This window comes from Psychrobacillus antarcticus, from assembly GCF_029533155.1.
Taxonomy (GTDB): domain Bacteria; phylum Bacillota; class Bacilli; order Bacillales_A; family Planococcaceae; genus Psychrobacillus; species Psychrobacillus antarcticus.
The window spans coordinates 1-25,725 of sequence record NZ_JAIZDB010000030.1 but is presented as its reverse complement, the minus strand read 5'-3'; the positions used below and the strand labels follow the sequence as shown (position 1 = coordinate 25,725).

General features: G+C 35.4%; 24 protein-coding genes. 16 read left to right on the top strand and 8 right to left on the bottom strand.

The annotated features are described in order from the left end of the window. The first annotated feature begins 7 nt into the window (after window positions 1–7). On the top strand, window positions 8–700 hold the full coding sequence (locus LDK52_RS15345; RefSeq protein ID WP_277586831.1) for a response regulator transcription factor: 693 nt from the start codon (window positions 8–10) through the stop codon (window positions 698–700). Between the two features lie 244 nt (window positions 701–944). Here LDK52_RS15345 and LDK52_RS15340 read toward each other — a convergent pair whose 3' ends face one another. Next, the gene (locus LDK52_RS15340) at window positions 945–1,460 is read right to left on the bottom strand and encodes an EAL domain-containing protein (protein ID WP_277586830.1); all 516 of its coding nucleotides are present in this window, start codon (window positions 1,458–1,460) and stop codon (window positions 945–947) included. Window positions 1,461–1,484: 24 nt separating this feature from the next. Beyond that, window positions 1,485–3,134 carry a sensor domain-containing protein gene (locus LDK52_RS15335; RefSeq protein ID WP_277586821.1) on the bottom strand — a complete coding sequence of 550 codons (1,650 nt, stop codon included), beginning with the start codon at window positions 3,132–3,134 and terminating at the stop codon, window positions 1,485–1,487. Between the two features lie 503 nt (window positions 3,135–3,637). On the opposite strand from LDK52_RS15335, the gene LDK52_RS15330 reads away from it, so the two are divergent. From LDK52_RS15330 to LDK52_RS15320, 3 genes are all read left to right on the top strand, one after another. Next, window positions 3,638–5,299: a hypothetical protein gene (locus tag LDK52_RS15330; protein WP_277586820.1), complete on the top strand. Its 1,662-nt coding sequence runs from the start codon at window positions 3,638–3,640 to the stop codon at window positions 5,297–5,299. Between the two features lie 6 nt (window positions 5,300–5,305). Continuing rightward, a complete protein-coding gene (locus LDK52_RS15325) occupies window positions 5,306–6,424 on the top strand; it encodes a hypothetical protein (RefSeq protein WP_277586819.1) in 1,119 nt (372 codons plus the stop codon). 215 nt (window positions 6,425–6,639) lie between these two features. Continuing rightward, window positions 6,640–7,479, top strand: coding sequence for an alpha/beta fold hydrolase (locus LDK52_RS15320; RefSeq protein ID WP_277586818.1), 840 nt, complete (start codon window positions 6,640–6,642; stop codon window positions 7,477–7,479). Between the two features lie 483 nt (window positions 7,480–7,962). On the opposite strand, the gene LDK52_RS15315 is transcribed toward LDK52_RS15320, so the two are convergent. Then, window positions 7,963–8,418: a staygreen family protein gene (locus LDK52_RS15315; protein WP_277586817.1), complete on the bottom strand. Its 456-nt coding sequence runs from the start codon at window positions 8,416–8,418 to the stop codon at window positions 7,963–7,965. A 128-nt stretch (window positions 8,419–8,546) separates the two neighbouring features. Beyond that, entirely contained in the window at window positions 8,547–8,849 is a 303-nt protein-coding gene (locus LDK52_RS15310) for a hypothetical protein (RefSeq protein WP_277586816.1), read from the bottom strand. Between the two features lie 246 nt (window positions 8,850–9,095). On the opposite strand from LDK52_RS15310, the gene LDK52_RS15305 reads away from it, so the two are divergent. From LDK52_RS15305 to LDK52_RS15285, 5 genes are all read left to right on the top strand, one after another. Further along, entirely contained in the window at window positions 9,096–10,154 is a 1,059-nt protein-coding gene (locus tag LDK52_RS15305) for an NERD domain-containing protein (RefSeq protein WP_277586815.1), read from the top strand. 84 nt (window positions 10,155–10,238) lie between these two features. Next, complete coding sequence (locus tag LDK52_RS15300) at window positions 10,239–10,949, top strand: nuclease-related domain-containing protein (RefSeq protein ID WP_277586814.1); 711 nt, start codon at window positions 10,239–10,241, stop codon at window positions 10,947–10,949. A 52-nt stretch (window positions 10,950–11,001) separates the two neighbouring features. Then, the gene (locus tag LDK52_RS15295) at window positions 11,002–11,298 is read left to right on the top strand and encodes a hypothetical protein (RefSeq protein WP_277586813.1); all 297 of its coding nucleotides are present in this window, start codon (window positions 11,002–11,004) and stop codon (window positions 11,296–11,298) included. Between the two features lie 323 nt (window positions 11,299–11,621). Further along, complete coding sequence (locus LDK52_RS15290) at window positions 11,622–13,553, top strand: DUF2075 domain-containing protein (RefSeq protein WP_277586812.1); 1,932 nt, start codon at window positions 11,622–11,624, stop codon at window positions 13,551–13,553. A gap of 211 nt (window positions 13,554–13,764) precedes the next feature. Beyond that, window positions 13,765–16,098, top strand: a complete 2,334-nt coding sequence (locus LDK52_RS15285; protein WP_277586811.1) for a hypothetical protein — start codon at window positions 13,765–13,767, stop codon at window positions 16,096–16,098. A gap of 413 nt (window positions 16,099–16,511) precedes the next feature. On the opposite strand, the gene LDK52_RS15280 is transcribed toward LDK52_RS15285, so the two are convergent. Together LDK52_RS15280 and LDK52_RS15275 are read right to left on the bottom strand one after the other, a co-directional pair. Beyond that, window positions 16,512–18,914: a DEAD/DEAH box helicase family protein gene (locus tag LDK52_RS15280; RefSeq protein ID WP_277586810.1), complete on the bottom strand. Its 2,403-nt coding sequence runs from the start codon at window positions 18,912–18,914 to the stop codon at window positions 16,512–16,514. Then, complete coding sequence (locus LDK52_RS15275) at window positions 18,907–19,233, bottom strand: nucleoside triphosphate pyrophosphohydrolase (RefSeq protein WP_277586809.1); 327 nt, start codon at window positions 19,231–19,233, stop codon at window positions 18,907–18,909. The genes LDK52_RS15280 and LDK52_RS15275 overlap by 8 nt, the downstream gene beginning before the upstream one ends. Window positions 19,234–19,363: 130 nt before the next feature. Between LDK52_RS15275 and LDK52_RS15270 the strand changes: the two genes are divergently transcribed. From LDK52_RS15270 to LDK52_RS15250, 5 genes are all read left to right on the top strand, one after another. Then, a complete protein-coding gene (locus tag LDK52_RS15270; RefSeq protein ID WP_407081824.1) occupies window positions 19,364–20,041 on the top strand; it encodes an ankyrin repeat domain-containing protein in 678 nt (225 codons plus the stop codon). 223 nt (window positions 20,042–20,264) lie between these two features. After that, entirely contained in the window at window positions 20,265–21,374 is a 1,110-nt protein-coding gene (locus tag LDK52_RS15265; RefSeq protein WP_277586808.1) for a metallophosphoesterase, read from the top strand. Beyond that, window positions 21,368–21,619: an MBL fold metallo-hydrolase gene (locus LDK52_RS15260; RefSeq protein ID WP_277586807.1), complete on the top strand. Its 252-nt coding sequence runs from the start codon at window positions 21,368–21,370 to the stop codon at window positions 21,617–21,619. The genes LDK52_RS15265 and LDK52_RS15260 overlap by 7 nt, the downstream gene beginning before the upstream one ends. 127 nt (window positions 21,620–21,746) lie before the next feature. Then, on the top strand, window positions 21,747–22,775 hold the full coding sequence (gene splB, locus LDK52_RS15255) for a spore photoproduct lyase (protein ID WP_277586806.1): 1,029 nt from the start codon (window positions 21,747–21,749) through the stop codon (window positions 22,773–22,775). 151 nt (window positions 22,776–22,926) lie between these two features. Beyond that, window positions 22,927–23,658 (top strand): MBL fold metallo-hydrolase, encoded by a 732-nt coding sequence (locus LDK52_RS15250; protein WP_277586805.1) that lies wholly within the window; start codon window positions 22,927–22,929, stop codon window positions 23,656–23,658. Window positions 23,659–23,726: 68 nt separating this feature from the next. On the opposite strand, the gene LDK52_RS15245 is transcribed toward LDK52_RS15250, so the two are convergent. Further along, a complete protein-coding gene (locus LDK52_RS15245; protein WP_277586804.1) occupies window positions 23,727–24,218 on the bottom strand; it encodes a hypothetical protein in 492 nt (163 codons plus the stop codon). A 165-nt stretch (window positions 24,219–24,383) separates the two neighbouring features. Here LDK52_RS15245 and hutG point away from each other — a divergent pair, with 165 nt between their 5' ends. Beyond that, window positions 24,384–25,349 carry a formimidoylglutamase gene (gene hutG / locus LDK52_RS15240; RefSeq protein ID WP_277586803.1) on the top strand — a complete coding sequence of 322 codons (966 nt, stop codon included), beginning with the start codon at window positions 24,384–24,386 and terminating at the stop codon, window positions 25,347–25,349. Continuing rightward, on the top strand, window positions 25,315–25,554 hold the full coding sequence (locus LDK52_RS15235) for a hypothetical protein (protein ID WP_277586802.1): 240 nt from the start codon (window positions 25,315–25,317) through the stop codon (window positions 25,552–25,554). The genes hutG and LDK52_RS15235 overlap by 35 nt, the downstream gene beginning before the upstream one ends. 76 nt (window positions 25,555–25,630) lie before the next feature. Here the strand turns inward: LDK52_RS15235 and LDK52_RS15230 are convergent. Further along, on the bottom strand, window positions 25,631–25,725 hold a 95-nt coding region (locus tag LDK52_RS15230), incomplete at its 5' end, for an ATP-binding protein (RefSeq protein ID WP_277586213.1).

Here is a 25,725-nt window from a genome sequence, read left to right as displayed (position 1 = left end):
ATGGATGATGCCATCACGTATATTAATCATTGAAGATGATATTAGTATTGCAGAATTGCAGAGGGATTATTTAGAAATCCATCAAATGAAGGCAGACATTGTAACAGATGGTTTGGAAGGTGTGGATCGAGCATTAAATGAGCCTTTTGATTTGATTGTCATTGATCTGATGCTCCCTTCAATGAATGGCTTTGAAATCTGTCGACGTATTCGTGAAAAGAAAAATGTTCCAATAATGATTGTATCGGCAAAAAAAGAAGATATCGATAAAATAAGAGGACTAGGCTTAGGTGCGGATGATTATATGACAAAGCCATTTAGTCCGAGTGAACTCGTCGCGCGTGTACAGGCTCATATTAAACGTTATAAGCAGCTGACAGGCACTGGACAGACACAAGATAATTTAGAGGTAAGGGATATCATAGTCGATAAAGGTGCACGAAAAGTATTCGTTTTAGGACAGGAGCTTATTTTTACGACGAAGGAATTCGATCTACTTGTGTTCTTTATGGAGCATCCGAATCGCGTGTGGACAAAGGAGCAGCTTTTCCGTCAAGTGTGGTATATGGATGATTTAGATGGTGATGTATTTACAATTGTTGTTCATGTAGGACGCATTCGAGAAAAATTAAAAAAGGGTAAACTATCAGAGCTACCGATTGAGACAATTTGGGGCAGTGGATATCGCTTTAATAGTTGAAAATATCCATATAAAACGTTTCACATGAAATGTTTTATATGGATAGTGATAGCTCTCTGTGTTAGACACTAATTTGATGCAAGGATATTTCTATGGAAAACCAATTAATAGTTCCGATGTTAATGAATGGATAAATTCATACATATAGAAAAACGGAGTAGGCTTAGGGGCTACTCCGTTTTTCTATGTATAATCTGTAAGGTCTCACTCTATATATCATAATTACGACCCGTAACTATTCAGTCTACATGTTCTTTGCGTATTTAATACCAAACTGTTGCAAACGTTGAATAAATTGGTCCTCGTCTAGTGGTTTATCATAAAAGTATCCTTGCACTAGTAAGCAATTATTGGTTTCCAAGAAGTCTCTCTGTTCTTGTGTTTCCACGCCTTCAGCTATAACATCTATTTTTAAATTATTTGCGAGAATAATCATAGCTCGAAGAATGGCTTCGCCTTTTAGATTTGCTCCAATACTACTCATAAAAGACTTATCTATTTTGATTTTGGATATGGGTAAACTACTAATATAAGATATATTCGAGTAACCTATGCCAAAATCATCAATAGCTATACTTATGCCGGCCTGTTCAATATCATGTAAATGATTATGAATAATAGATGATGAAAAAACTTGTATGTTTTCAGTGATTTCAATTTCTAATATATCTCGAGGAATCGAATGTTTTTCTAATTGATACAAAAGAAACGAAACAAACGAAGGCTCATTTAAAGATGAGGATGATACATTAAATGATATTCTTCCTGAGAATCCACTTATCTTTTATTCGTTAGTAAACAACCGATATGTGTTCCGACCACTCTTTTTTGCTTCATACAATGCATAATCCGCATTAGTGAATAATTTATCTATGTTGTCACCGTCTTGCGGATAGAGGGCAATTCCAATACTTGAGGTTGTTTCAAAATGATGTTCACCGATTTCCCAAACTTGTTGCAAGCTTTCTAGTATACGTTCTGCACAAGTACGAGCATCTTCCTCATTTTCGATATGAGACAATAAGATGGTGAATTCATCGCCACCTTGACGAGCTAATATGTCATCGTTACGTATGGATTTACTCACTCTTTGTGCAAATAATTTTAATAATTCATCCCCCGTTGAATGACCAAGATTATCATTCACCCATTTAAACTTATCAATATCCAAATAGAGTAAAGCGCATTTTTGATGATGTCGCTTCGCTTCTTTTAATGATTGTTGCATTTTTTCTTCGAATAATCGTCGGTTTGGTAATCCAGTTAAACTATCATGGAAAGCCATTAACTTTAGTTCTTCACGCAATTGTTTCTTCTCTTCAAAGTCACGCGATACAACTAACAGAAAAGGCTTACCATGTTCTTCGTCGATAAAGTAGCTTGCTTTTGCCTCCACCCATAACCAACTCTTTGTTTTGTGCTTTAATCTACAAACCACATTGGCAGAACCTTTTGTGCTTATATTTTCTTTAAAAACCTTCAAAACCTTTGGTAAATCATCCGGATGCACAAAATCCATTGCGTAAGTTCCTTCGAAATCCATTAAAGGTATTCCTAATACAGTAAAGTAAGAAGGAGATACATAATTCGTCTTGCCATTTTCATCGATTATCAAAACTAAATCCGTCATATTTTCTGCGATTAATCGATACTTTTCTTCACTACGAACTAAGTTCTCTAAAAGGACCTTTCTTTCAGTAATGTCTCTTGAGATTCCAGAAAATGCAACTACTTCACCACTTTCGTTATGTAAAGGGGATAAGGTGATGCTTACTTCTATAGTTGATCCATCTTTTTTTAGACAAGTTGCTTCGAAACCTTTTATATGCTGACCATTCTTTAGTTCCTCCCGCTGTTTAAATACAGCATCCATTCGCTCCATTGGTATGGTCGGCAATGGTTTCCCAACGAGTTCATCGACTTTCCACCCGTACATTTCTTCAAATGCCCGATTAACTGTCAAAATATTGCCGTTCGTATCAATTAAATCAATTGCATCCGCAGAGGAGTACAGTAGTGAATGTAGTCTCTCGGTAGTTTCCTGTAAAATTACCTTTGTCTGAACTAATTCGGTCACGTCCTTCGCTATAATCATCACGCCAAAGATTTTTCCGTTATCTAACATGGGAATATTCTTCACTTTTAAATGAAGAATGTTGCCATTTTTACGATAGGCTTGTGCTTCATAAGCACAGGATTCACCTTGTAAAGTTTCTAGAAATAATCGTTTTACATTATAAATCGCGTTCGGTACCAATATGCTCTGATAGTGTAATTTCGTCCGTTCGGCAATGGTGTAGCCAAATATATTAGTGGCAGCACTATTAATATCTAATACATGGCCATTTTCATCTAATAAGAAAATAGCATCTGGATTATTACTTATTAAAAATCGATACATATCTATAGAAATATTATTGAAAAATCGTTCCATTGTAATTTTCCTCTCAACTGCTTTTTGAATTTGCTGTATAAATATAAATTTACTCAATTTTTATAAAAGTTAAGGAGACTATAGAAAAATGAATAGGATAAAGCAGGCATGAGACAATCTCTAGCTGGAAGAAACTTTTGGAGGAATGGGGGAGGTTTTCGTGAAATTTCTCTCTTACTAGATTAAATTTAATGATTCATAAGTAACTGATTTAAGAAAAGTGAAATAGTTAATTGGATAGCAGTTTTAGCTTTTATACAGTTAGTTATAAATACCCTCGAACTAAATGCCTAAACTAATTTAGTGAAAAACGTCGAGAACGCTGTTACCATTTATTGTGAGTCGTGTTCAAATATGGGGTATAAAATGAAGTGTGGATAAGAATTCTAGTATAGCAGAGGGAGGAGCCAGTCATCTACCATAATAACTGATAAAAAGTATATTTCATTAATACATACGTCATGTATAATGAATTGATAAATATGTAAAAAGTAGGTGGCATGATGACGACAAACCCCTTAATGTTAGTTGACGAAGTTCCGGTGAACGGAGATTTACCTCCTTCAGAATCACTTTTACAACAATATGAAAAAATAATTGTGACCACATTACTACGTTCTTTTGCGTTGGATTTTATGTTTAACGATCAAGACGGCGGTAACATTGATACCCCACTAACTGCTCGAAAGTATGGACTGAAAGACGAAGATGCAATAAATCGTTTTGAAGATCGGGGTAGATATAAAGATAACAAAGACGCTTATCATAGACATGAGAACTATAGGCTGAAAAACCGTGAAGCGTCTATATTGCGTGACATCGGGGAGTTAAAGGATGCATACACCGATGAAAATATCGGGTTGAACAAAAATTATGATTTAGATCATACAATTGCCGCAAAAGAAATTCATGATGATCCGGCTGTTTACTTAACGAATTTAGACGGTGTTGATCTAGCAAATGCAGATTCGAATTTAAATCACACAAACAGCTCAATCAATCGTTCAAAAAAACAAAAAGAAATGAAACAGTTCATTTTTGAATTACAACAAAAGCAGGCACAGACAAATACAAAAATAAACGAATTAAAGAATAGAGAGAGCTTATCTGATAAAGAGCGAAAAGAATTAAACAAGCTCGAAAACTTAAACAAGATAAATGCTGAAAAAATGTTAGACGTCGATAAAGAAGCACGTAAAGTTTACAATAAGTCAATTAATCAGGCATATTTAAAAGATAAAAAGACATGGGAAAAGCTCGGGAAAGACTCCACAAAGCAAGGTGTCAAAATGGGAACTCGTCAAGTGCTTGGTGTGTTACTTTCAGAAGTGTGGATGATTGTACGCCGCAGATTTCCTATTCTTATTGAAAATATGAAAGAGAACTTCTCACTCAAGGTATTTTTAGAGCAAGTTGGAGAAGCGTTTAAAGAAGCATTTGAAATGGTGAAAAAGAAATTTAGAGCGTTAATTGAAACGTTTGCTAATGGCTTTTTAGCTGGAATCTTGTCGTCACTTTCCACATTTTTATTGAACTTCTTTGCTGGAACCGCGAAAAGCGTTGTAAAACTGATTCGCGAGTTTTGGGGAAGCATAACAGAAATTTTCAGTCTTCTTTTGTTTAACAGGGATAATTTATCATCCGAGGAGTTAATGCGCTCAATTTCTAAGATTATTATATTGGCCGCTTCTGTTGTAGCTGGAACTTTTGTATCGGAGGCTTTTAGTAAATTACCAGTTGCACAAATACCAGTGATTGGCGAAGCACTAACAATTTTTATAGGCGGAATTACTACTGGTATTATTAGCATCTCACTTGTGTATTTCATTGACCATTCAAAACAAGTGGCTCAGCTAGTTTCGTATCTAAACAAATTCGCTGATCAAATAGATTTAAAGCAGCAGTTTTATACTAATTTAAATATGAAATTAAAAGAGAAGGTATCAGAGCTTGCGTTGCTTCCATTGGATGAGCTAAATACTCAAATTTTGCAGGTTTCTAATATGACAACTAGCTTGAAGCTAGCAACAACATTGGATGAGAAAAATACGATTGTCACCAAGGCTATACATAGTATGAATCTCGATTTGCCTTACGAGGACATCGACGGTCTAAAGGCATTTATGCAAGATAAAACAAAAATAATAACTTTTGGTTTGGGGTAAAAGTAAATGGCATTCTTTAATAAGTTGCAAAATGTTAAAAACGCAGTTACTGGTAAATTCGATGATGTGAAATATTTTGTTGAGGACAAAACTTTTGATACAAAATATTTTGTGAAGGATAAAGTAAGCGATGTGAAAGATTTTGTCGGCGAGAAAGGATCAGATGCAAAACATTTTGTAAAAGAGAAAGCTGGAAGCGTAAAATATTTTGTTGCTGATAAAACATATGATGCCAAAAATTTCGTTCAAGACAAAGCAAACATCGAATCAAAAGCTGATATTGCTGAAGTCGCTGCTTACGTACTATTTCCTGCTCAAATCCCGTTAAAAATAATTATGAGAAATATTGGGAAAGATTCGTCTACAAGTATTGATAGTAAGAATAGACATTTGGTACACCGTATTGATGTACTGGAGTCCTACCAAAAAGAAGGCAATATGCTAAATGACAAGCTGAATAAGCAACTAGTACAAATTACGAACGTCAAAAAATCGTTACATGACCAGCTTATTTTCTTTGCCGAAGTGTTAGAGAAAATCCATAATCGTCCTGTTTATAATATTTCGTTAAATGGACAAAAGATATCCTTTGAAGAGCTATTTAAACAGTCGGTTGTGGGTGCTGATTTTGCAATGATTGATTCGTATTTAATAAAGATTTATGACGAAGATGCTGGCATCATGGATGGTTTGATGCGTTCGCCGATATTCGCTGCAATTTTAAAATTCCGAGAAAAAACGTTGAAAAATAAAATAGAAAATGCTGTGCATGAAGTAAATGAATGTATAAACAATATGAAAATCATTAATGGCTATTTAAGAAAAATGACTAAAACGTCCGGAAGTTTCGAGAAGGAATTGTGCGCTATCCAATCTGAATATAATGGACAAGTGTACCAATTGGCAGATGTAGTTAATGCAAAGTCTAATTTCGAAGAATTTACAAATGATGAGATTACTCTTCTTGATACAAATATTAAGTTTGTCCATATCATAGTTGCTTTATTAAACACTCACTTATTCCAAAAAGTAGAACCAGATAAAAATGGGTTAACACCTACAAATGAAGCAGGCGTATCCAAAGTCATCCAAGAAGCTATGATAATGCGCAATCAAATTAAGTAAATAATGAAAGAGGAACGCTCCCAAAATAGCTAGCGTTCCTCTTTTTATGTTCTTTTTTCTTTATGTTCGCAACTAACTATAGAAACGTATTTTAAGTAGATAGTTATTAGAAAATGTGAAAGTGGAATTATTATTACAGGGGTCGAATATGGTGTATATAACGAAGAGTGGACAAGAATTCTAGTATTGCTGCACTTACGAAAGGGGGCTAGTTGATGACAGTGTCGGAAAGAAAGTATGTGGAAGTAGATACTGATGTAGAATTATATGTGCAAGATGTAGGAAGTGGAGACCCTATTGTTTTCATCCCTGGCTTTACATTTACAACCGAAGTGTTTACCCATCAAGTCGAACATTTCGCCAAAACAAATCGAGTAATTGTTATCGATCCAAGAAGTCATGGTCGTTCATCGACTACTTTACAAGGAAATGATTATGTAACACACGGAACGGATTTGGCGAAGGTAATCCATGCATTACAATTAAAGAACGTTACACTGGCAGGATGGTCGTTCGGGTGCTTAACAGTTTGGGAGTATCTTAAACAGAACGGCTATGACAATGTAAAATCACTTATTTTCATTGACATGTCACCAAAGGCATTGTCGACAAACGCTGTAGAAGATTGGGTGGAAGGTCCCCTTAATGATATTGGGGCCATCTATAACACGTACTTACGTAATCCAGCAGGTCAACGAGAATTTATGAAGGCATATACAACAAGCGTCATGGTGCAACGCGATGTAACCGAGGACGAGTTGAACTGGCTAGTCGAGCAATCCTTAAAAACACCCTATTATATTGCAGCGAATTTATTTGCTTCCGGCATGTTCTCTGATTATCGAGAAGAAGCGAGAACAGCTAGTGAAACAGTACCTACATTGACGATTGTTGCAGAACATTGGTCAGCTGCAGCAGTGGAATTTACGCAAAACGTTTCTCCAAAATCCTCTATAGAAGTACTCGGCGGACACTTGATGTTCTGGGAGCATAGTAAGCGATTTAACGAGTTGGTAGATCAGTTTTTGTCTGGAAAAATGTCCCTTCCGAAATAATATGCTTCTTACGAGGTTAAAGTTATTTTGCCATTGTAAACACATCACTTTCTGAAAGGTGAATGTAATGAAAAAAGAGTTGAATCATGAAAAGGAATCTTCAAATCAAAAAGATTTAAATGTTGAGTAAGGAAAGCCCAATGAGTTAAATGACCAACAGAAAGAAGAACTTCAAGTGAAAGATGGCCAAAATGACCATCAAGTGGATGAACGCGGCGGTAATTAAGTCTAGAAAGATAATATGATGAAATCCGTGACATCATGTGGCGCACTGATCTAAAAAATGAGAACGATAATAACACCTTGCATTAAAAGTGTGGAGGTGTTTTTACTATGGGGAAAATAGCGGGGTAGATAAATTTAGGAACATAAATGCTCCTGTGGAATACAACTTAGATACATTTATGAATAATATTCAAGTTGTGTCTAACACAGGGAGCGTATTTAATATATATTTCAACCTTTTCAAATTTTAGATGAGAATTATGTGGGAAAACTGTTGAAAGTCTGCCAAATCTCTTGTTTAGCAAGTTGAGGATAAGTGGATATAAAGTTTACAATTATTAAGGCATTATTTAGATCTGGGTACAGGTGGAATAAAAACCTGTCACCGTACCGAATAGCTGTTAAAGCAAGTGGTAATTCGCGTCGGAAAACTTCATCTCGTTTGGTTGCTGTGGTTAAGTCATACTCTCCTTGATCTATATATAGAAATACATTGTAATATAAACAATTTTCATGTGTTTTCCATTCACCTAATACTTCATCTCTCATGTCAGGGTTGACTTTATCCCACGCAAATTGGGTTCCAATTGTTAAGAATAGTTCTCCAGTGAAATCAGTGTGAGTTAGTGTGTATTTTCTAGAAATAATCGGTTCAGTAGCGGTTACACAATCCCTGTATTCAACAGATAGTTTTTCTGAATTGAACTTACTCATGCTATTAACCCCAATCGTTTATTTATATGTATATGCTACTTTTTTGTTTGAGAACGGTAATAAGTCATGGATGTTCAGAATTATCTAGGAATTTTCATTACACTAAACAAGGAAGGCTAAGGAGTATTTTATTGTATGATGCAAATATTGTTTGAATGTGAACCCTTCATTGAACAAAGTGTCATATATGAACTGCTTTGAAAGTTTTTCCCTCTTTCGATTAGCTCCTCTTCCCAATGATCAGACCAATCAAGAAAAACCCTTCGCATTGCTTCGTAGTCATCGATATATGGGTGAAAATGATCCGTGTATTTAATATCATTTTCCTCATAATATTTTTCATAACAATCATCTCTACAAAACGTATCTGCGAATTCATTTACTCGATATCTAATTGTCATTTTCTTTTCACAATGCAAACAAGTAATCATATAATTCCCTCGCCTTCTATATGTAATATACATAGGCTTGTTGGAATTAGTTCGGGCAACCTGGTGAAGAAGAACAGACTTCGCTGCCATGTGTTAGCCTTACTTTTTCCTTGAATTATAAAATAGTCCGATGAAATAGTTAAATATTATGATAATATGAAGGTAATTAGAATGGTAGATATTGTTGTTCTTTCAAATGAGAGAAATATGGAATAGAAATATAAGATATTTTGAGGAGAGATTGAAGTGACGGGATTTGCTAAAAAGTCATTTTTAGAACGAGTAAAATTAGCTTTAAAGGATAAAGAAGAACTACGAGTACCTGTTCTTATCAAAGAAGGTAGTTCTGCGCAAAAAACAATCGAGAAAATTCAGAGTGACTTAGAAAATGAGAAGGTGTCAGAGACTCAAAAAGACTTACAAAGTAAAATAAAAATCTTTGAATTGGGATTATACGGTGAAAAAAGTGTTCAATTTGAGCTAATGAATGCGTTTATTCCTATACATATTTTGCATGATCTTCAATTGAAACATGGAGAATGGAAAGCCCAAATTGATTTTGTTGTTATAACCCGAAAATTTATACTCGTTATTGAAGTGAAGAATTACTACGGGAATATTCAAGTAACAGAACATGGAGATTTTATACGGAACGTCATGAAAGGTAAAAAGGTAGTTTTTCAAGAAGGATTCTACAGCCCAATACGTCAGATAGAAAGACAAACAGAAGTATTACGAACCTTATTGATGGAGAATGGAATAATAGGGAATAAAACACCAATTAAACAAGTAGTAGTTTTTACGAATAACAAAACCATACTAGATATGAAAAAGACAAAAGAGGATATACGAGATAGAATCGTACGTGTAGATGGATTAGTTGGATACATATCAAATGAACTAAAAAAATCTTCCCCTGTCCAAATTTTAGATAATCGTATGTCAGATATAAGTGGTTTTCTATTGAACTCTCACATCGAAGAAGAAATAGAAAAGACAGATGATACAGTAGAATTGAAACTATTGGGTGAAACAGTAGAAGCTATGGAAAACCCGCTAGTAGAACAGTCTCCAACTGTATCAGGGTTGGAAGAGGCTTTAAGAACATTTAGAAAAGAGAAAGCAGCAGTTTTAGGTATGAAAGCATTTCATATTTTTTCCAATCAGACTCTAGACGAAATTGTTTCAAAACAACCTACAACTTTTATAGAACTATTAACAATAAAAGGTATTGGTGAGAAAAAGATAGAGGAGTATGGCCGTGAAATAATTGAAGTTATTCAGAGACAGGTTTCGAGAGGTTAAAAGTAAATGAGTTCCAGGCGGTAGAAATGGTTAGAAATAGTGGGGCACATATTTAAGGAAGAATATACGAAAGGTTGTGAGTGTTTGTTTAAAAAAATAATCCGTCGTGTAGAAGATTTACTTAGCTCTTCTGCAGCAAGTAAGCCCTCAGACAAACCCAAGCAAAAGTCGGTTATTTCTACCTATAAGGAACAGACGGGAAATGGCCTATTCTCCACCATGTTCAACAAAGGACATTACGGTGAATTCTCATCCTACGGTAAGTTGGCAAAATTGCCAGGGTACCATAAAGCATTGTTCAATATCTACATTCCCAACGGCAAAGAACAAACGACTGAAATCGATTTGGTTTACCTTCATGAAACCGGCATCTACGTGATCGAGTCGAAAAACTACAGCGGCTGGATTTTTGGGGATGAAAAGTCACAAAAGTGGATACAAACCTTTCCGAATGGGCAGAAGTTTTCCTTTTACAATCCCATCAAGCAAAATCTAGGCCATATAATAGCGCTGAAAGCCCTGTTGCCATCCGTTGAAACAGTGCAATTTACATCTGTCATTGTGTTCAGCGAAAGATGTGAGCTGAAGAAAGTTACCACCGAGGCAAAAGATACATACGTTATCAAACGCAATCATTTATCTAAATTAATGGAACAACAAATACAACAATCCCCAAACATTCTGCAAACCGCTTACATCGATAAAGTTTATAGTTTCCTTTCACAGTACCAAAAGGTAGATAAATCGGTGAAAGAACAACATACCGAAAGGATTAAGGGGAAGTTTTCTCGCTAGAAGTAAAAGTTGTGTCTAACCGCTTATTTATTTATGAATGGAGGGAATAAAAGTGCTTACCTTTAATCAGGCTATAAAAATATTTCAGTCATACTCAGAATTAAATGAAAAGGTTTCAGGAAATAGACATCGATTTCAAGTACCTCAAAGTCTTCAAAGAGGTAAAGAGCTTGCACGAGAAATTAAATGTAACCAAGATGGCTCATACAATGGTTACATTAATGCAAAATACATGCCAGCAAATATTAAACAAAAATATGCACATATAACTGATTCTAGACAAATGATTAGTATCAAGGGCCTCACTGCACTTCAACTGAGGCAATACAAGACGGAATTGCATCTATGACATGTAAAAAAATTGATACTATTGAAATACCATCTTATAAAGAGAATATTGAAATTTGAAAAGAGGGATTAATAATATTTCTCACTATACAAGGACAAAACAGGTAAATAAGTTTCTCTGTCTTGTCCTTTTTGCATAACTTTATATTCATAATTTAAAGGGATATTGCTCATATGGTTGCTGCCGAAGATACAATTTCAGCAGCTTCTTTACTTTATCTCCCTTTTATAAAGAAAGTCCAATTAAATAGTTAAATATTGTGATAATATGAAGGTAATTAGAATGGTAGATATTGGTGTTCTTTCAAACTGGAGGAATTTTGAATGATTGTATATGAAGCAAGCAAAAAAGAATTTCTACATCATGTGGATCAGGATGAGTTAGTTACTCATATTTTAGAGCAATTTAAGCTGAAGCTGGGTAGAGGGACGAGCCAGTCTGAAATCCGTTCATGGGATAATTCCATGCTACATATGTATCGAGTACTTAATGATCAAAACATACCGGATGATGCAGGGGTTGCTATTGAGTACAACATTCCATATACATCTAAGCGCGTTGACTTTCTTCTTTCTGGTCATGACGGAGAAAAGGATACGGTTGTTATTGTCGAGTTAAAGCAATGGTCTGAGATAGAAAAAGTAGAAGGTAAGGAAGCCATCGTGAAAACCGCGCTTAATAGAGGATTGCATCAGGTTGCTCATCCATCCTATCAAGCTTGGTCCTACGCTGCCCTCATAGAAGACTATAACGAAAATGTACAGCTCCAGGAAATTCAATTAAAGCCATGTGCATATTTACATAATTATCGTAAAGTACCAAACGATCCATTAACCGATGAAATATATGACCACTATTTAGATTTAGCACCTGTTTATACAAAAGGTGAAGTGGAACGGCTAAGGGATTTTATTAAACTACATATCAAGCACGGCGATCAGAAAGAGATTCTCTATCAAATTGATATGGGAAGAATTCGACCTTCGAAGTCACTACAAGACTCTTTAGCAAACATGCTTAAAGGGAACCGAGAGTTTATTATGATTGACGAACAAAAAGTAGTCTATGAAACGGCACTTCAGCTAGCAACAGAGGCAGTGAAAACAGATACGAAACAAGTGATGATTATTGAAGGGGGTCCTGGTACAGGGAAATCGGTACTTGCTATTAATCTTCTTGTCGCTTTAACAAATGAAAGTATGACCTGCCAATACGTCACGAAAAACGCAGCACCACGTAGTATATACGCAACCAAACTAAAAGGCGACTTTAAAAAAGGAAGAATCGACAATCTATTTAAAGGATCTGGCAGCTATACTGAAACGAATGCAGATGAACTAGATGTACTAATAGTAGACGAGGCACATCGGCTCAATGCAAAATCAGGCATGTTTCAAAATCTTGGGGAAAATCAAATCAAAGAAATTATCCATTCCTCCAAAATGTCCATATTCTTCATCGATGAAAATCAGCGAGTAACTTTAAAGGATATAGGTAGCGTGAATCTTTTAAAGAAATTTGCAGAACAATATGGAGCAACTATTACAACTGGATATTTAGCATCCCAATTTAGATGTGACGGCTCGGATGGCTACATTGCTTGGCTAGATGATGTACTCCAAATCCGTGAAACAGCAAACGCAAACGACATGGGAATGGATTACGACTTCCGAGTATTTTCAGATCCTAATGTTATGCAAAAGGAAATTGAAAAACTAAATAAACGCACGAATAAATCACGAATGGTTGCAGGCTACTGTTGGGAATGGCCATCCTCAACTCGTGCAAAAACCGATTACCAGGATATCACCATAGATGAACATAACTTCGGCATAAGCTGGAACCTAAACAACAGTGCGACCTGGGCAATCGATAAAGAATCCGTCACAGAAGCTGGCTGCATCCATACATGCCAGGGTCTTGAATTCGATTACGTCGGTGTCATCATCGGAGACGACCTAAGATCTGAAAATGGACAGGTCATTACGGACCATACTAAACGAGCAAAATCCGACCAATCTTTAAAAGGTATTAAGAAAATGATTAAGGAAAACCCGGAGGAAGCTCACGCTGTTGCCGATAAGATTATTCGTAATACTTATAGGACACTGATGACAAGAGGGCAGAAGGGCTGCTTTGTCTTTTGTATGGACAAAGGATTAGAGAGGTATTTTAGACAGAGGTTGAGTAGAGAGTTTGTTTATGGAGAGATTGATGGTGGCGAGATGCGAGTTGCGGAGGATAATGGCTTGTAGAAATAAAAACTTTAATAATGATACGGTGAAGCGTACTATAAGTAAGTGAGTATCTTAAAGAAGATCATAGTTTTCGGTCTATATAATAATTAATATTATTTGGTAGTATTGGTTATAGGATATTTAACATTTTTAAAGAATAAGTAAAATCAAATGAAAAATAAATTTCTAGTAATATAAATATTAATCAATATTGAAGGATGTGTTTTTCATGGAAGCTTCTCTCTCTACAATAGATAAAGTTAACAAAGATTATCAAACTAAACTTTGTGAGTTATTAATTTTACGTCACTTTTTCAAGAACTCTTTTATTTCTTCAGACTATAGTGCACCTTCTGAATTTGGAGAATCTATCATATTATCATCAACTGGTAAAATGATTGCATCAACATTATCATTGCAAAGTAGTGAAAGTTATACAGAATCTGAGTCTAAGCTAAGCATTTTAGATATATTTTATTCAGATGACATATTAGTTGACATTGATAAAACAGATTTATTAAGGTTTAAAAATACATTTTCAAATGAGATTATAAAAGGAAATATTAGATTTCCATGGATATATGAAAGAATGCTCTATGATCGTTTTTTCGATAATTTTAATATACGCCCAAAGGAACTCGATAATATTAATACAAATTTACTTCTTAATGATACCCCGATAGGTGTATTTCAATTGGGGAGAAATATAATAGGACCATTGGGAATTTTAGAATCAGAAGAATCTAGATGGTTACCAGTAAATTCGAGTGCACCTTTATGGCACTGTAATAATTTAAGTTGTAATTCATTGCACTTTGTAGAACTTACGTCTGAATATGACAAGACTAGACTTGGAAGACTAGTAAAATCTATAAGTGAAAAAAGTCTGCCAAAATATTTTGAGAAAACTTTAAGAAACTATGCTTCTGATGATGTAAGAATTGATTACGATTTATCTAATTTACCATTTGTTCTAATTAATTCTTTTAGTAAAGAAGAACTTAAAGAGTTATTATTGGAACTAATAAATAATAATTCATATTTCTGGAGTAAACGACCTCAAAATTCGGCAGTTAGCAAAAAATTCTCTGGATCAGCAGAACATATTTCGAAAAATGTTACATTAAATGAATGTTTTCAACTAATTTTACTCTTTAAAAATATTGATATTATATCTGCTTTAGAAGATTTAATTAATAAAAATCAGATAATAATTCCTCATACTGAGATAAGAAGTTCATATTTCGGATATAATATAGCAGGCTCCTTAAATTTGAAATGTGAAGTATCGAATTTAGGTTTTAGATTTATATCAAAAAATAGGGGCTTATCATCGTTGAGACTTAAGCATCTAATTATGTCTATCTATAAAGACGAAGAAGAAATAGACTGGAAACTTAGATTAATAGAAGGAAAAGATTTTAATGATAAATTTGATAATTTATTAATGAATGAAAATCCAAAACAAATAGTAAGAGATTTTCTTTTAGATAACCCTAGACATATTAAATTTACATTTGATTATCTATTAATAAAGAACTTTTATATTCCAAATGATACTCTCCAGGAAGAGAAATTAATAAATAAGATATTATGGAAGTTAGGATTTAATATTAATTCGTTTCCAGAATATCTACTGAAATATTGGAATCGTTTAGAACATCTTGAAAAAGTATCTTCATCAATGCATTCCTATAATGAGATGGATAAGGAGAATATTAGAAGTTCAGCAGTTAACTTATTCGTATCGGTTGAAGAAATTTTAGATGTTAGTTTATCGTTTATAACATGGGTATTATTATCTGATCATTATGGAGAGACAAAATTTGAATTTAATTTAGAGAATGCTCGTTTATTTATGTCTAAAGAACTAAGTGGGAAAAAAATAACTGATAGCGGACCGATTATTTTTGATAAAGACGGAAAAAACACCCTTTATCCTCTTATCCAAGGTTTTACAATCCTTGCTGAATATTGTAACGAACTTGTCAGTACTCGAGATATTTACAAACGAAATAATACTGATATTCCTTCATATGTAAATAAAACTGATCTGTTTAAATTTCCATTTAATCATACTAAAATGGTCCTAGATTTATCTGGGGAAGTATATCAAAATGTATATCGCTTACTAAAAAATGTAACGTTACTTTTTGAACAAAATAATGTAGCTAGTGTAAGGAATAGAATTGAGCATAAAAGGGAGGATTTTCCTGATAGTATTGAAATTAATAAAGCATGTAACGCTTTGAAAGAAATTGGTGAAATACTGGAATACAATGGGATTTGTCCGGTTGTCTATCAATTTAATGGAACGTTCGAAGATACTTTCAGAAGAGGGTTTAATTCTTATATTAATCATAAAAGCGAGCAAATTAATATAAGTCCATCGTCTCAATATAGTCTGGCTAAACTACCAAATTTAGGGGATACTTTAGTAATCATATCTGCTATCAGGCTAGAGTTTTCTAATCAATACTTGAGATATAGATATAGTGAAACCTCAGAATTCACAAAAATGTATAAAGGTTACCCAAGAAGAATGATTGAAATAACAAATTGATAATTGATTCAATATCATAATGGAGCTATTAAACATGTAACACGAACAATGTTGATTTCAGCGGGCACGACTTTAGTCTACTCGTCGTTTCACTCCTGCGGGGTCTTCAGCTCGCGCTGTTTCCGCAGGAGTCGTCACCTTCCGCTATAATTAACGAGAGTAGTTCGATACATTAACGAACAATGAAATGATAAAAGTTAAAAATCGCTCGTCTTTACTTGTGGAATAAATAATTATGAAATTGACTCAATTACATAATAAACTCTTCAAAATTCTAATTGTGGATATCTTTATAATGATATAGTGAAAATGAAAACCGCACTTAGAATTATTACGGTGAACCGGGCAAGAAATAATATAGAATTATTAGTTCCAAGCAGAGTTTAAAGGTATCTATTCAATAATAGATACCTTTAAATCTTCTCACCCTTCTTCTCAAAGTACCAATGCAACCGAAACTCACAAATCTCCTTAGTCCATTCAAAAACAATATCATTCACAGATTTCGTCACATCAAAATTCAACTTCAGTACTCCATTTTCATAAGTAATCTTCCCTTTAGAAGACCCACTCCATTTAGTCATAGGCATCCGCTCAATTAAAGAAGCAACTTTCTTCAAATCGGTATCAATCACATCAATCTTTCTTCTATATTCCTTCGCAGTTAAGTACTCGGCAAAGAAGGGAGCAACTTCCACCGCTTTTACTGGTTCATACCAATGATCTACACCTCTTGAAAGCATGTATTTTAATAGAACCATTTTATAACTTTTGGTCATGGCAGTTTTTTCTACTTCCTCTAGCCAATCTTTATATAGATCAAAAGCTTCTAATTCCTGTTCATTAAATTCCTCAGCTTCTTTCAGCATTCCTACATATGAACCGAATTCTTTTTTGACATTTGTTGCGATTATTCCGGATTTTAGATGATAGTCAAGATAAGTTGGTCTCGTGCCCATTTCTTCTTTTAATCTGAAATATTCATAGATTAGCCTTTGTTTATGGGATGCAGCTTTTCTAGCCATTTCTTTTACCAAGTCGATAATTTCTGTTTCCAGATGAAATGCACATAGCCCTGGTAAGGAAGTTTGGATTGTATTTAATAGTGCTTTATCAGTTGAATCTGGTGTAAATACGGTTAGTTTTGTATCTGCATTTCGGTAGTTACCGATCAAATCAATGATGACACAGTGAGTTTTTCCTTCAGCTAGACGAAGTCCACGACCGATTTGCTGGGTAAAGACTGCAATGGATTCCGTTGGGCGTGCAAAGAGAAGGGTATCTACTGATGGAATGTCTACTCCTTCATTGAATAAATCTACAGTGAAAATGATATCGAGTTGTCCTGATTCTAACTGTTCTCTTGCTTTTATTCGTTCATTTCTTGGAGTAGTTCCACTCAAAGCTACGGAGCGGTAGCCGGCTTTTGCAAAGTAATTAGTTAGGAAATTGGCTTGTCTTACAGTGGAGCAGAAGCCGATTGTTCTTGTTTGTTTTCGCTCTATCCATGCTTGTAGAATTTTCTCAGCCATTTCTTCTCTTAATTGAACTCGAGATAATTCTTCCTCATCATAACCTGTTCCAATCCATCGAATTTGGGAGTAGTCTGTTTCGTCGAAAACTCCGTAATAGTGGAAGGGAGAGAGCCAGTTTCGCTGAATCGCATCGATAAAGTGGATGCGAATTGCGATGTTTCCATCACAGATGCTATAGAAATCTTTATTGTCTAAACGATCAGGTGTTGCAGTTAAACCGAGTAGAAATTTTGGTTTAAAGTAGTCTAAAACTCGTTCATAACTTGGAGCAGCTGCATGGTGAAACTCATCGATTACGATTAAATCGAATGTCTTTGTATCAAATTGTTCCAGATGAAATTTTTGAGAGAGTGTGTGAATGGATGCAAAGACAAAGTCGGCATCCTTATTTTTCTCGATAGCATTGTATAGTCCTGCTGTTTTTGCTGGATGAACATGTAAGAATGAAGCTTTTGCTTGGTTTAATATTTCTTCACGGTGCGCAATAAATAACACACGCTTAAATTGTTCCGCGAAGAAAGCAGCTAAATATGTTTTGCCAAGACCTGTTGCTAGAACTACAAGTGCTTTGTCGTATTCATCTTGCATTGTTTCCTGTAATGCATCTAATGCCAAAACCTGTGCCGGTCGCGGTGTCAGCTCGGTCGTTTCTGTTATATAGGGTTCTCCTTGTTCATGAACTGTTGAATCAGAGCTAATAGGTCCAAACATGACTTCTTGCTCTTCCGATTCAGACCATTTTTGACTTAATGCAACTGTAAGATTTGCTTGTTCATATGCAGTGGCATAAGTTTCTAGTGATTCTTTATTCAAAGCAATGGTAGCGTCCGAATAAAACAGCTTCATAAATTCATCTGTTGCTTCCTCGAAAACAGTTCCACTCACTTCAGCAGGGGCATATAGATTCCATTCAATACCTTTTTGAAGTGCAGATGCACATAGATTGGATGATCCGACGATTAAATGATTCGTTATTTCTGAACGGAACAAATAAGCCTTCGGATGGAAGGAGATGCCTCTACTTTTATGTATTCGAATCTCTGCTCCAGGTAATTCCTGTAACAGTAATTCCAGTGCTTGGGGTTGCGTGATATATAAATAATCCCCAACCAATATTTTAAGTTCCGTATTTCTATCTAGTGCTTCCTTTAATAGAGGAAGCACTAGTTTAACGCCTGACTTCATTGCGAAGGCAGTTACCCAGTAAATGCTTGATGCATCTTCGGACAGCTTTGTTAAATCTTGAATAAGATTCGACGTAATAAGCCGTAACTTATTCATCCTCAACCTCTATCAAATATATCCCTTCCTCAAATCCACCTCGTTTTTCTTTCTTAGCAATGCGGATTTTCTCAAGGTCTTCATAAGTTGCTTCATGTATAGGAAGAGCAGAATGGATGAGTTCCAAAATGTCGGCTAGTTCTTCTAATGCATCTTGGTGGTTCATCGTTTCTTGGAATTCCTGTACTTCTTCATATAGTTTTTTCTTTATTTCCGTTAAGTGTTCGGAAGGATCTAGTGTACGTGTAGTAAATTTGTTGCCTGCGTTTTCGATGACTTGTGGTATTAAGTCGCGCACTAGTTTGTTGTAAACTGGCATTGGACATCCCCCTTTTTCTTTTATTATAGAGAAAATTAGGATTATTTGAAAGGCGAGTCTATTCCAACGCTATTTCTTGGGTTGTTTTTGGTATATGAACTTAGTATGATAATAGAAAGAATTGGGGGATATTATGAAAAAGCTTCTTTTATTTGTTGGAATCATTTTTATCCTCCAAGGTTGTATAGCTATGAGCGGAGGAGAGGATGAGACGATGAATAAGCAATTGTTTGTGGCAGTGGAAGCAAAGGATTTTGATGCAGTTAGAGAGTTACTTGAGGAAAGTGTCGATATTAATGCGCAGGATGAGCAGGGTAGGACTGCAGTTATGATTGCTACATATGCAAATGATGTCGATATGGTCAAGCTCTTAGTTGATGCTGGGGCTATTGTGGATATTCAGGATGACATGCTTAATAATCCGTTTTTGTATGCAGGAGCAGAAGGATATATGGATATCTTAAGGCTAATGATTGCTGCTGGAGCGGATCCGACAATTACGAATCGGTATGGTGGAGTTGCGCTCATCCCCGCTTCTGAGCATGGTTATGTAGAAGTAGTCGAAGAGCTTTTGACCAATACAAAGACGGACGTCAATCATGTGAATAATTTAGGGTGGACTGCTTTACTCGAGGCGATTATATTAAACGATGGCTCGGAAAAACAGCAGGATACAATTCGGCTATTAATCGAGCATGGTGCAGATGTGAATCTTGCGGATAAGGATGGCGTAATGCCGCTTGCTCATGCTAGGGAAAAAGGATTTAAGGAAATCGAAGCGATTTTGTTAGAAGCTGAAGCTAAATAACATCACCTTAACGGCCGTTAAATCTTTTATCAAATAATAGTTTAATACGCATACAATCAATAGTAATCAGTCATATATGAAAGTGGCTGATTGCTTTTTGTGTTTTTAAGCAAAAACTAATTCATTAGAAAGCATTTTTTCTATAGTTTTCATGAAAACATATTTATAACTAGTTTTTTTGATATAATATTCTTAAAATTATAATATTTTGGGAGGTGAGTTAATGATTGAAGTAAGAAGGCTACAATTAGACAAAACAAAACGTGTGGTAGTCATTTCAGATATACACGCAAATCTAAAGCTATTCAAAAAACTATTACGAAAAGTAGATTATACAGAGAATGATTACTTATTCATTAATGGTGATCTTTGCGAAAAAGGACCAAATAGTTTAGAAGTAGTGGAATTTGTAAGAGGTTTATCTAAACCATCCAATAAAGTTTACATTACAAAGGGAAACTGTGATGTAGTCCATCGTTATGTATTTCATGGGAGTGAATCTATCAATTCGTACATGAATAGACAAAAGCATTCTATTTTAAATGAAATGCTAGCAAAACATAGTAAAACAATAGAAGATTTCATAAATCTAGAAGAACTTGCCCACTATTACCGTGAATATTTTCAGGAGGAAATAGAATGGATAGATTCATTACCAATTGCTTATGAAACCGATGACTTTATTGTCATTCATGCAGGTATCGAAAACATAGAAAATTGGAGAGAAACGAAAGAAGAGATTGCTTTAAATACGCAAGAGTTTTATAAGCAAGAGCACCAAGCCGATAAAGTTATCATCGTAGGTCATTGGCCAGTCGTTAATTATCGTGCAAGCCAAGTTAGTTCTCATAATCCAATCATTGACCTGGATAAAAAAGTAATAGCACTAGACGGTGGAAATCAGATTAAAAAAGAAGGACAACTAAATGCGCTAATTATCCAAAATGGAACGTATACATATACATATGTGGATGAGTTAACAAGCAAAATGATCGTGCAAAAAGAATATAACGATTCCACGAAAAGGGTAGGAACAGTGACATATCCAAATTACGACATGCAAATAATACAACATGAGAAATACTTTACTTTGTGTGAAAATACGAATCTCGGGATAAAACAATGGATTAAAAATGAATATCTAGTAATTACTCATGAATCGGCTCGCGCCAAAACGGACTTGAGCACAACTTTTCTATCTGTTAAACAAGGTGAAAAAATATGGATGGTTGATAATGAATGTGACGGATATATTCTTGTGAAGCGAGAAAATGGAGAGGTTGGTTGGTTACCAGAAGATTGTTTCTTTAAAAAAGGGGAAGTGGAATGTTAACAGATGTAACTGATGGTATACATAAACTAGTTATTAAATTTCCAGAAGGAATGGGTGAGGTTAACTGCTATTTAATAGAAGGAAAAAATGGCTATACGGTGATTGATACGGCGACTGATTCAATAGAATCGAATGCTGAGGGACGGTTATTTCTTTTTTACAAAGAAAATAATCCATTGATAATATTAACCACTCCAGTAAAGAAACAATTAAACTTGTTTCTTTACTGGATTTTCTTTGTTTAGATTTTCGCTCTAACCGAACACTCCCCTGAGAAAGTCCATTTTCATAATTTCGCTCTTTTAAGACAAGCTATATAAAAAGAGAAAGGTGATTGGATGAATAAAAATTATAGAATAGGGAGTTGGCGGTATGAATAAACCCTTCGTACCACAGCTTGTTTATTTTGAACCGAATGCACTGGATTATCCGCTTGGAAAAGAACTGAAGGAAAAGTTCGAGAAAATGGGGATTGAAACGCGCTTTACGACTTCGCATAACCAAATTCGGGATTTGCCGGGTGAAACGGACGCTCAAAAATATCGTATCGCCAAATCGACTTTAGTCGTAGGGATTCGAAAAACGTTAAAATTCGATACGTCTAAGCCATCAGCTGAATATGCAATCCCGCTTGCGACAGGATGTATGGGGCATTGCCATTATTGTTATTTGCAAACGACGATGGGCAGCAAACCATACATTCGAACTTACGTAAACGTGGAGGAGATTTTCGAAGCGGCTGATCAATACATCGAAGAACGCGCACCTGAGATTACTCGATTTGAAGCAGCGTGTACATCCGATATTGTGGGAATTGACCATTTAACGCATTCATTAAAAAGAGCCATTGAACATATCGGTCAAACAGAGCTAGGTAGACTACGTTTTGTAACGAAATTCCATTTTGTCGACCATTTACTAGATGCCAAACATAATGGCAATACGCGATTCAGATTTAGCATAAATGCTGACTATGTCATTAAAAATTTCGAGCCCGGCACTTCACCTTTGGATAAAAGAATCGAGGCTGCAGCGAAAGTGGCAAGAGCTGGCTATCCATTAGGTTTTATCGTTGCCCCCATTTATCTTCATGATGGCTGGGAAGAAGGTTACCGCCACATGTTTGAGAGACTAGACGAGGAATTGCCGCAAGATGCTAGAGATGATATTACCTTTGAATTTATTCAGCATCGATTTACGAAGCCTGCGAAAAAAGTGATTGAAAAGAATTACCCAAAGTCAAAATTGGAGTTAAATGAAGAAGAACGACGCTACAAATGGGGCAAGTATGGAATTGGTAAGTATATTTACCAAAAGGATGAAGAGGATGACATAAAATCTCATCTATACGGCTATATGGAAAAGTACTTTCCGAATGCGAAGTTAGAGTATTTTACTTGAACAATCAAAGAAGCGTAAGGTCCACGGGAAACTGGGGCTTTACGCTTTTTTTATGTAGCGACAAACAATGAAAGCTCTATATAAAGAGGCGGGCGTTTTAATTTATGATAATATTGTGGAATCATGGTTGATTCGGAAAGAGGCTAAACGTATGCAATGTAGAGTGATTGGTATGTGGGGAGGGTTCCCTAAAAAGAATGGTCCTTGTTCGGGATATTTAATACAGCACGAAGGATTTTCGTTATTAGTCGATTGTGGGAGTGGCGTCCTATCGGAGTTACAAAATTATATTGATCTGAATGATATTAATCATGTTATTTTAACTCATTATCATTATGATCATTTCAGTGATATTGGTGCGTATTTATTCTCAAGACTGGTGAATACACAGTTAGGTAGAGTGGATGAAGAATTATGTGTTTATGGTCCAGCAGATGAGGCGATGCAAAAGCAAGTGGAGGCTATTGCTCATTCCCGATTTGATTCGTTTAACGAAAAGAGTAAGTTAGAGATCGGCCCATTCAGCTGTACATTTATGAGAAATATTCATCCAGTAGAAACATATAGTATTAAAATTGAATGTGACAACAAAAGTATGGTGTTTATATCGGATACTTGCTTTACGCCTGAGTTAATTTCATTTGCAGCGAACGCAGATCTTCTAATTACGGAATGTAGCTTGTACGAAGGAATGAACGGAGAAGGTTCGGGACATATGACGTCCGAGCATGCGGGAATACTAGCAGCACAATCAAAAGCAAAAAAGGTGTTATTAACACATCTTCCGCACTACGGTGATTTAAACGATTTAGTAGTTAGTGCGAAAAAACAAGGTAATCCAAATATTGAGTTGGCAAAGACGGGAATGTTAGTAGAATTATAAAAGCTGATAGAATGAATGCTCTTTGAGGTATTTGTTCTACCAGCTTTTTTGTGCATGTAGGACTAAAGTTAAATAGGATTTGATTTCTCATTTTGTCTCCTCACCAATTTGAGAATGATGATGTAAATAGTTAATAATGGATAGAGGATAAACGTTACTGAAAAGGATGCGATGCTAGTGATGGAGAGAATGGATATTGCGAGCAAAAGTTTATCTTTCCTTGTCTTCCATTGAGCTAGTCCTTTAATACCTAGTATTGTCATGGAAAGTAATACACCCACAACCGTTGGAAACAGTACGATGAAAATGAAGCCGACGTAATGTGAACTTATCCCTGGAAACAGCATCGTAAAAAGATGACTGGTATTATCTATTTCTGGCTCTGGAAATAGTTTATAAACGAGAGGTATTGCTATTAAAAAAAAGTTGAATAAATAGAAGAATAGCAGGGATTGGAATAGCATCATATTCTCGCTAGTCTTTGCTCTTAATCCATAAATAGTTATTAGTACAATTATTGTTAACGAGATGGTCATTATGATGAATAGGAAAACACTCATAGCTCCACCTAACTTTCGTATTATATTAGAGTATCGTGGTTTCTACTAGTTTAGCAGATATTGTCATCTATTTCATTTTCAGCAATGATTTGGCATTTTATATATTAATAAATAATACGTTCATTTATACTTGATAAAAATATAGATTCTTAAATTTTAGAAAGGATGAGTGGCTTGCTAAAAAAAGTAACTGAGGGTATTTGGTCTGGTCGTACCGATCATCTTGAAAATAGAGCAAGTTTCAGGTATCACCAAATCGTTGAACTGAAAGAAACGGAAATGCTTAAGTCTACGGATGAAACTTGTGTAATTATTGGCTTTGAAAGTGAAGAAGGTGTCCGGAGAAATAAAGGTAAGCTAGGAGCGGCAATTGCACCGAACGCACTACGTTCAGAATTGGCAAAGCTGCCGTGGAAGTTATCTAATGAAAAGCATCTTGCAGATATAGGGACAATTGAGTGCATTGGCAATGACTTAGAAAAAGCACAGCAACAACTTGGGGAGTTAGTAACCGAAGTTTTAAATAAAAAGATGATCCCGATTATTCTTGGTGGCGGTCATGAAACCGCTTATGGACATTATCTTGGTGTTAGAAATCATATTGGAAAAGAAGCAAAGCTAGGGATTATTAATCTAGATGCGCACTTTGATTTGCGTCCATACGATGAACAGACTTCTTCGGGGACGATGTTCAGACAAATACTAGAACAAGATAAAAACAATAGTTATTTCGTTCTGGGTATCCAGCGTTACGGAAATACGCAAGATCTATTCGACACGGCAGATGAACTCAATGTGCCCTATATTTACGAAGAGGATATGCACGATGGTCAAATGGTCCAAGTGAAAACAGCGATAGAGGAGTTTATCCAAAAACATGATTGCATCATGCTTACGCTATGTATGGATGTACTGAATGCTGCGTTTGCACCCGGTGTAAGCGCTCCATCACCATTTGGTTTGGATCCTTCGATAGTTCGTGCAATGATCAAGTCCGTAACTTCCCATGAAAAGGTGTTGTCTTTTGATATTTCGGAAGTCAATCCCCTTATGGATGAAAATAATCGAACCGTAAAACTTGGAGCATATTTGACGAATGAAGCAATTACATCGTTTTTGGGAAGAAGGTAGAATTAATCTCTCAAAACAACGTTTAGACCTTGCGATTTGCGGAGCTGAACTTGCGATTAACCGGAAGTATATTGCGATTCTTGGGGTCGACCTTGCGATTCGCACCAAACGATGTTTCGACCTTGCGATTTGCGGAGCTGAACTTGCGATTAACCGGAAGTATCTTGCGATTCTTGGGGTCGACCTTGCGATTCGCAGCGACTAATTTGCGATTCGGACCAACCCACGTATAAATGTCAACACAAATATGTACATTTCCGCTTGCGTAAGTATGTACAAAATTACTCGTTTTCCTTCGTTAAATGATTCTTCAATCTATAAGAATCTCCTACAATTGAAACGACGGTTGCGTGATGTAAAACTCGGTCTAATATTG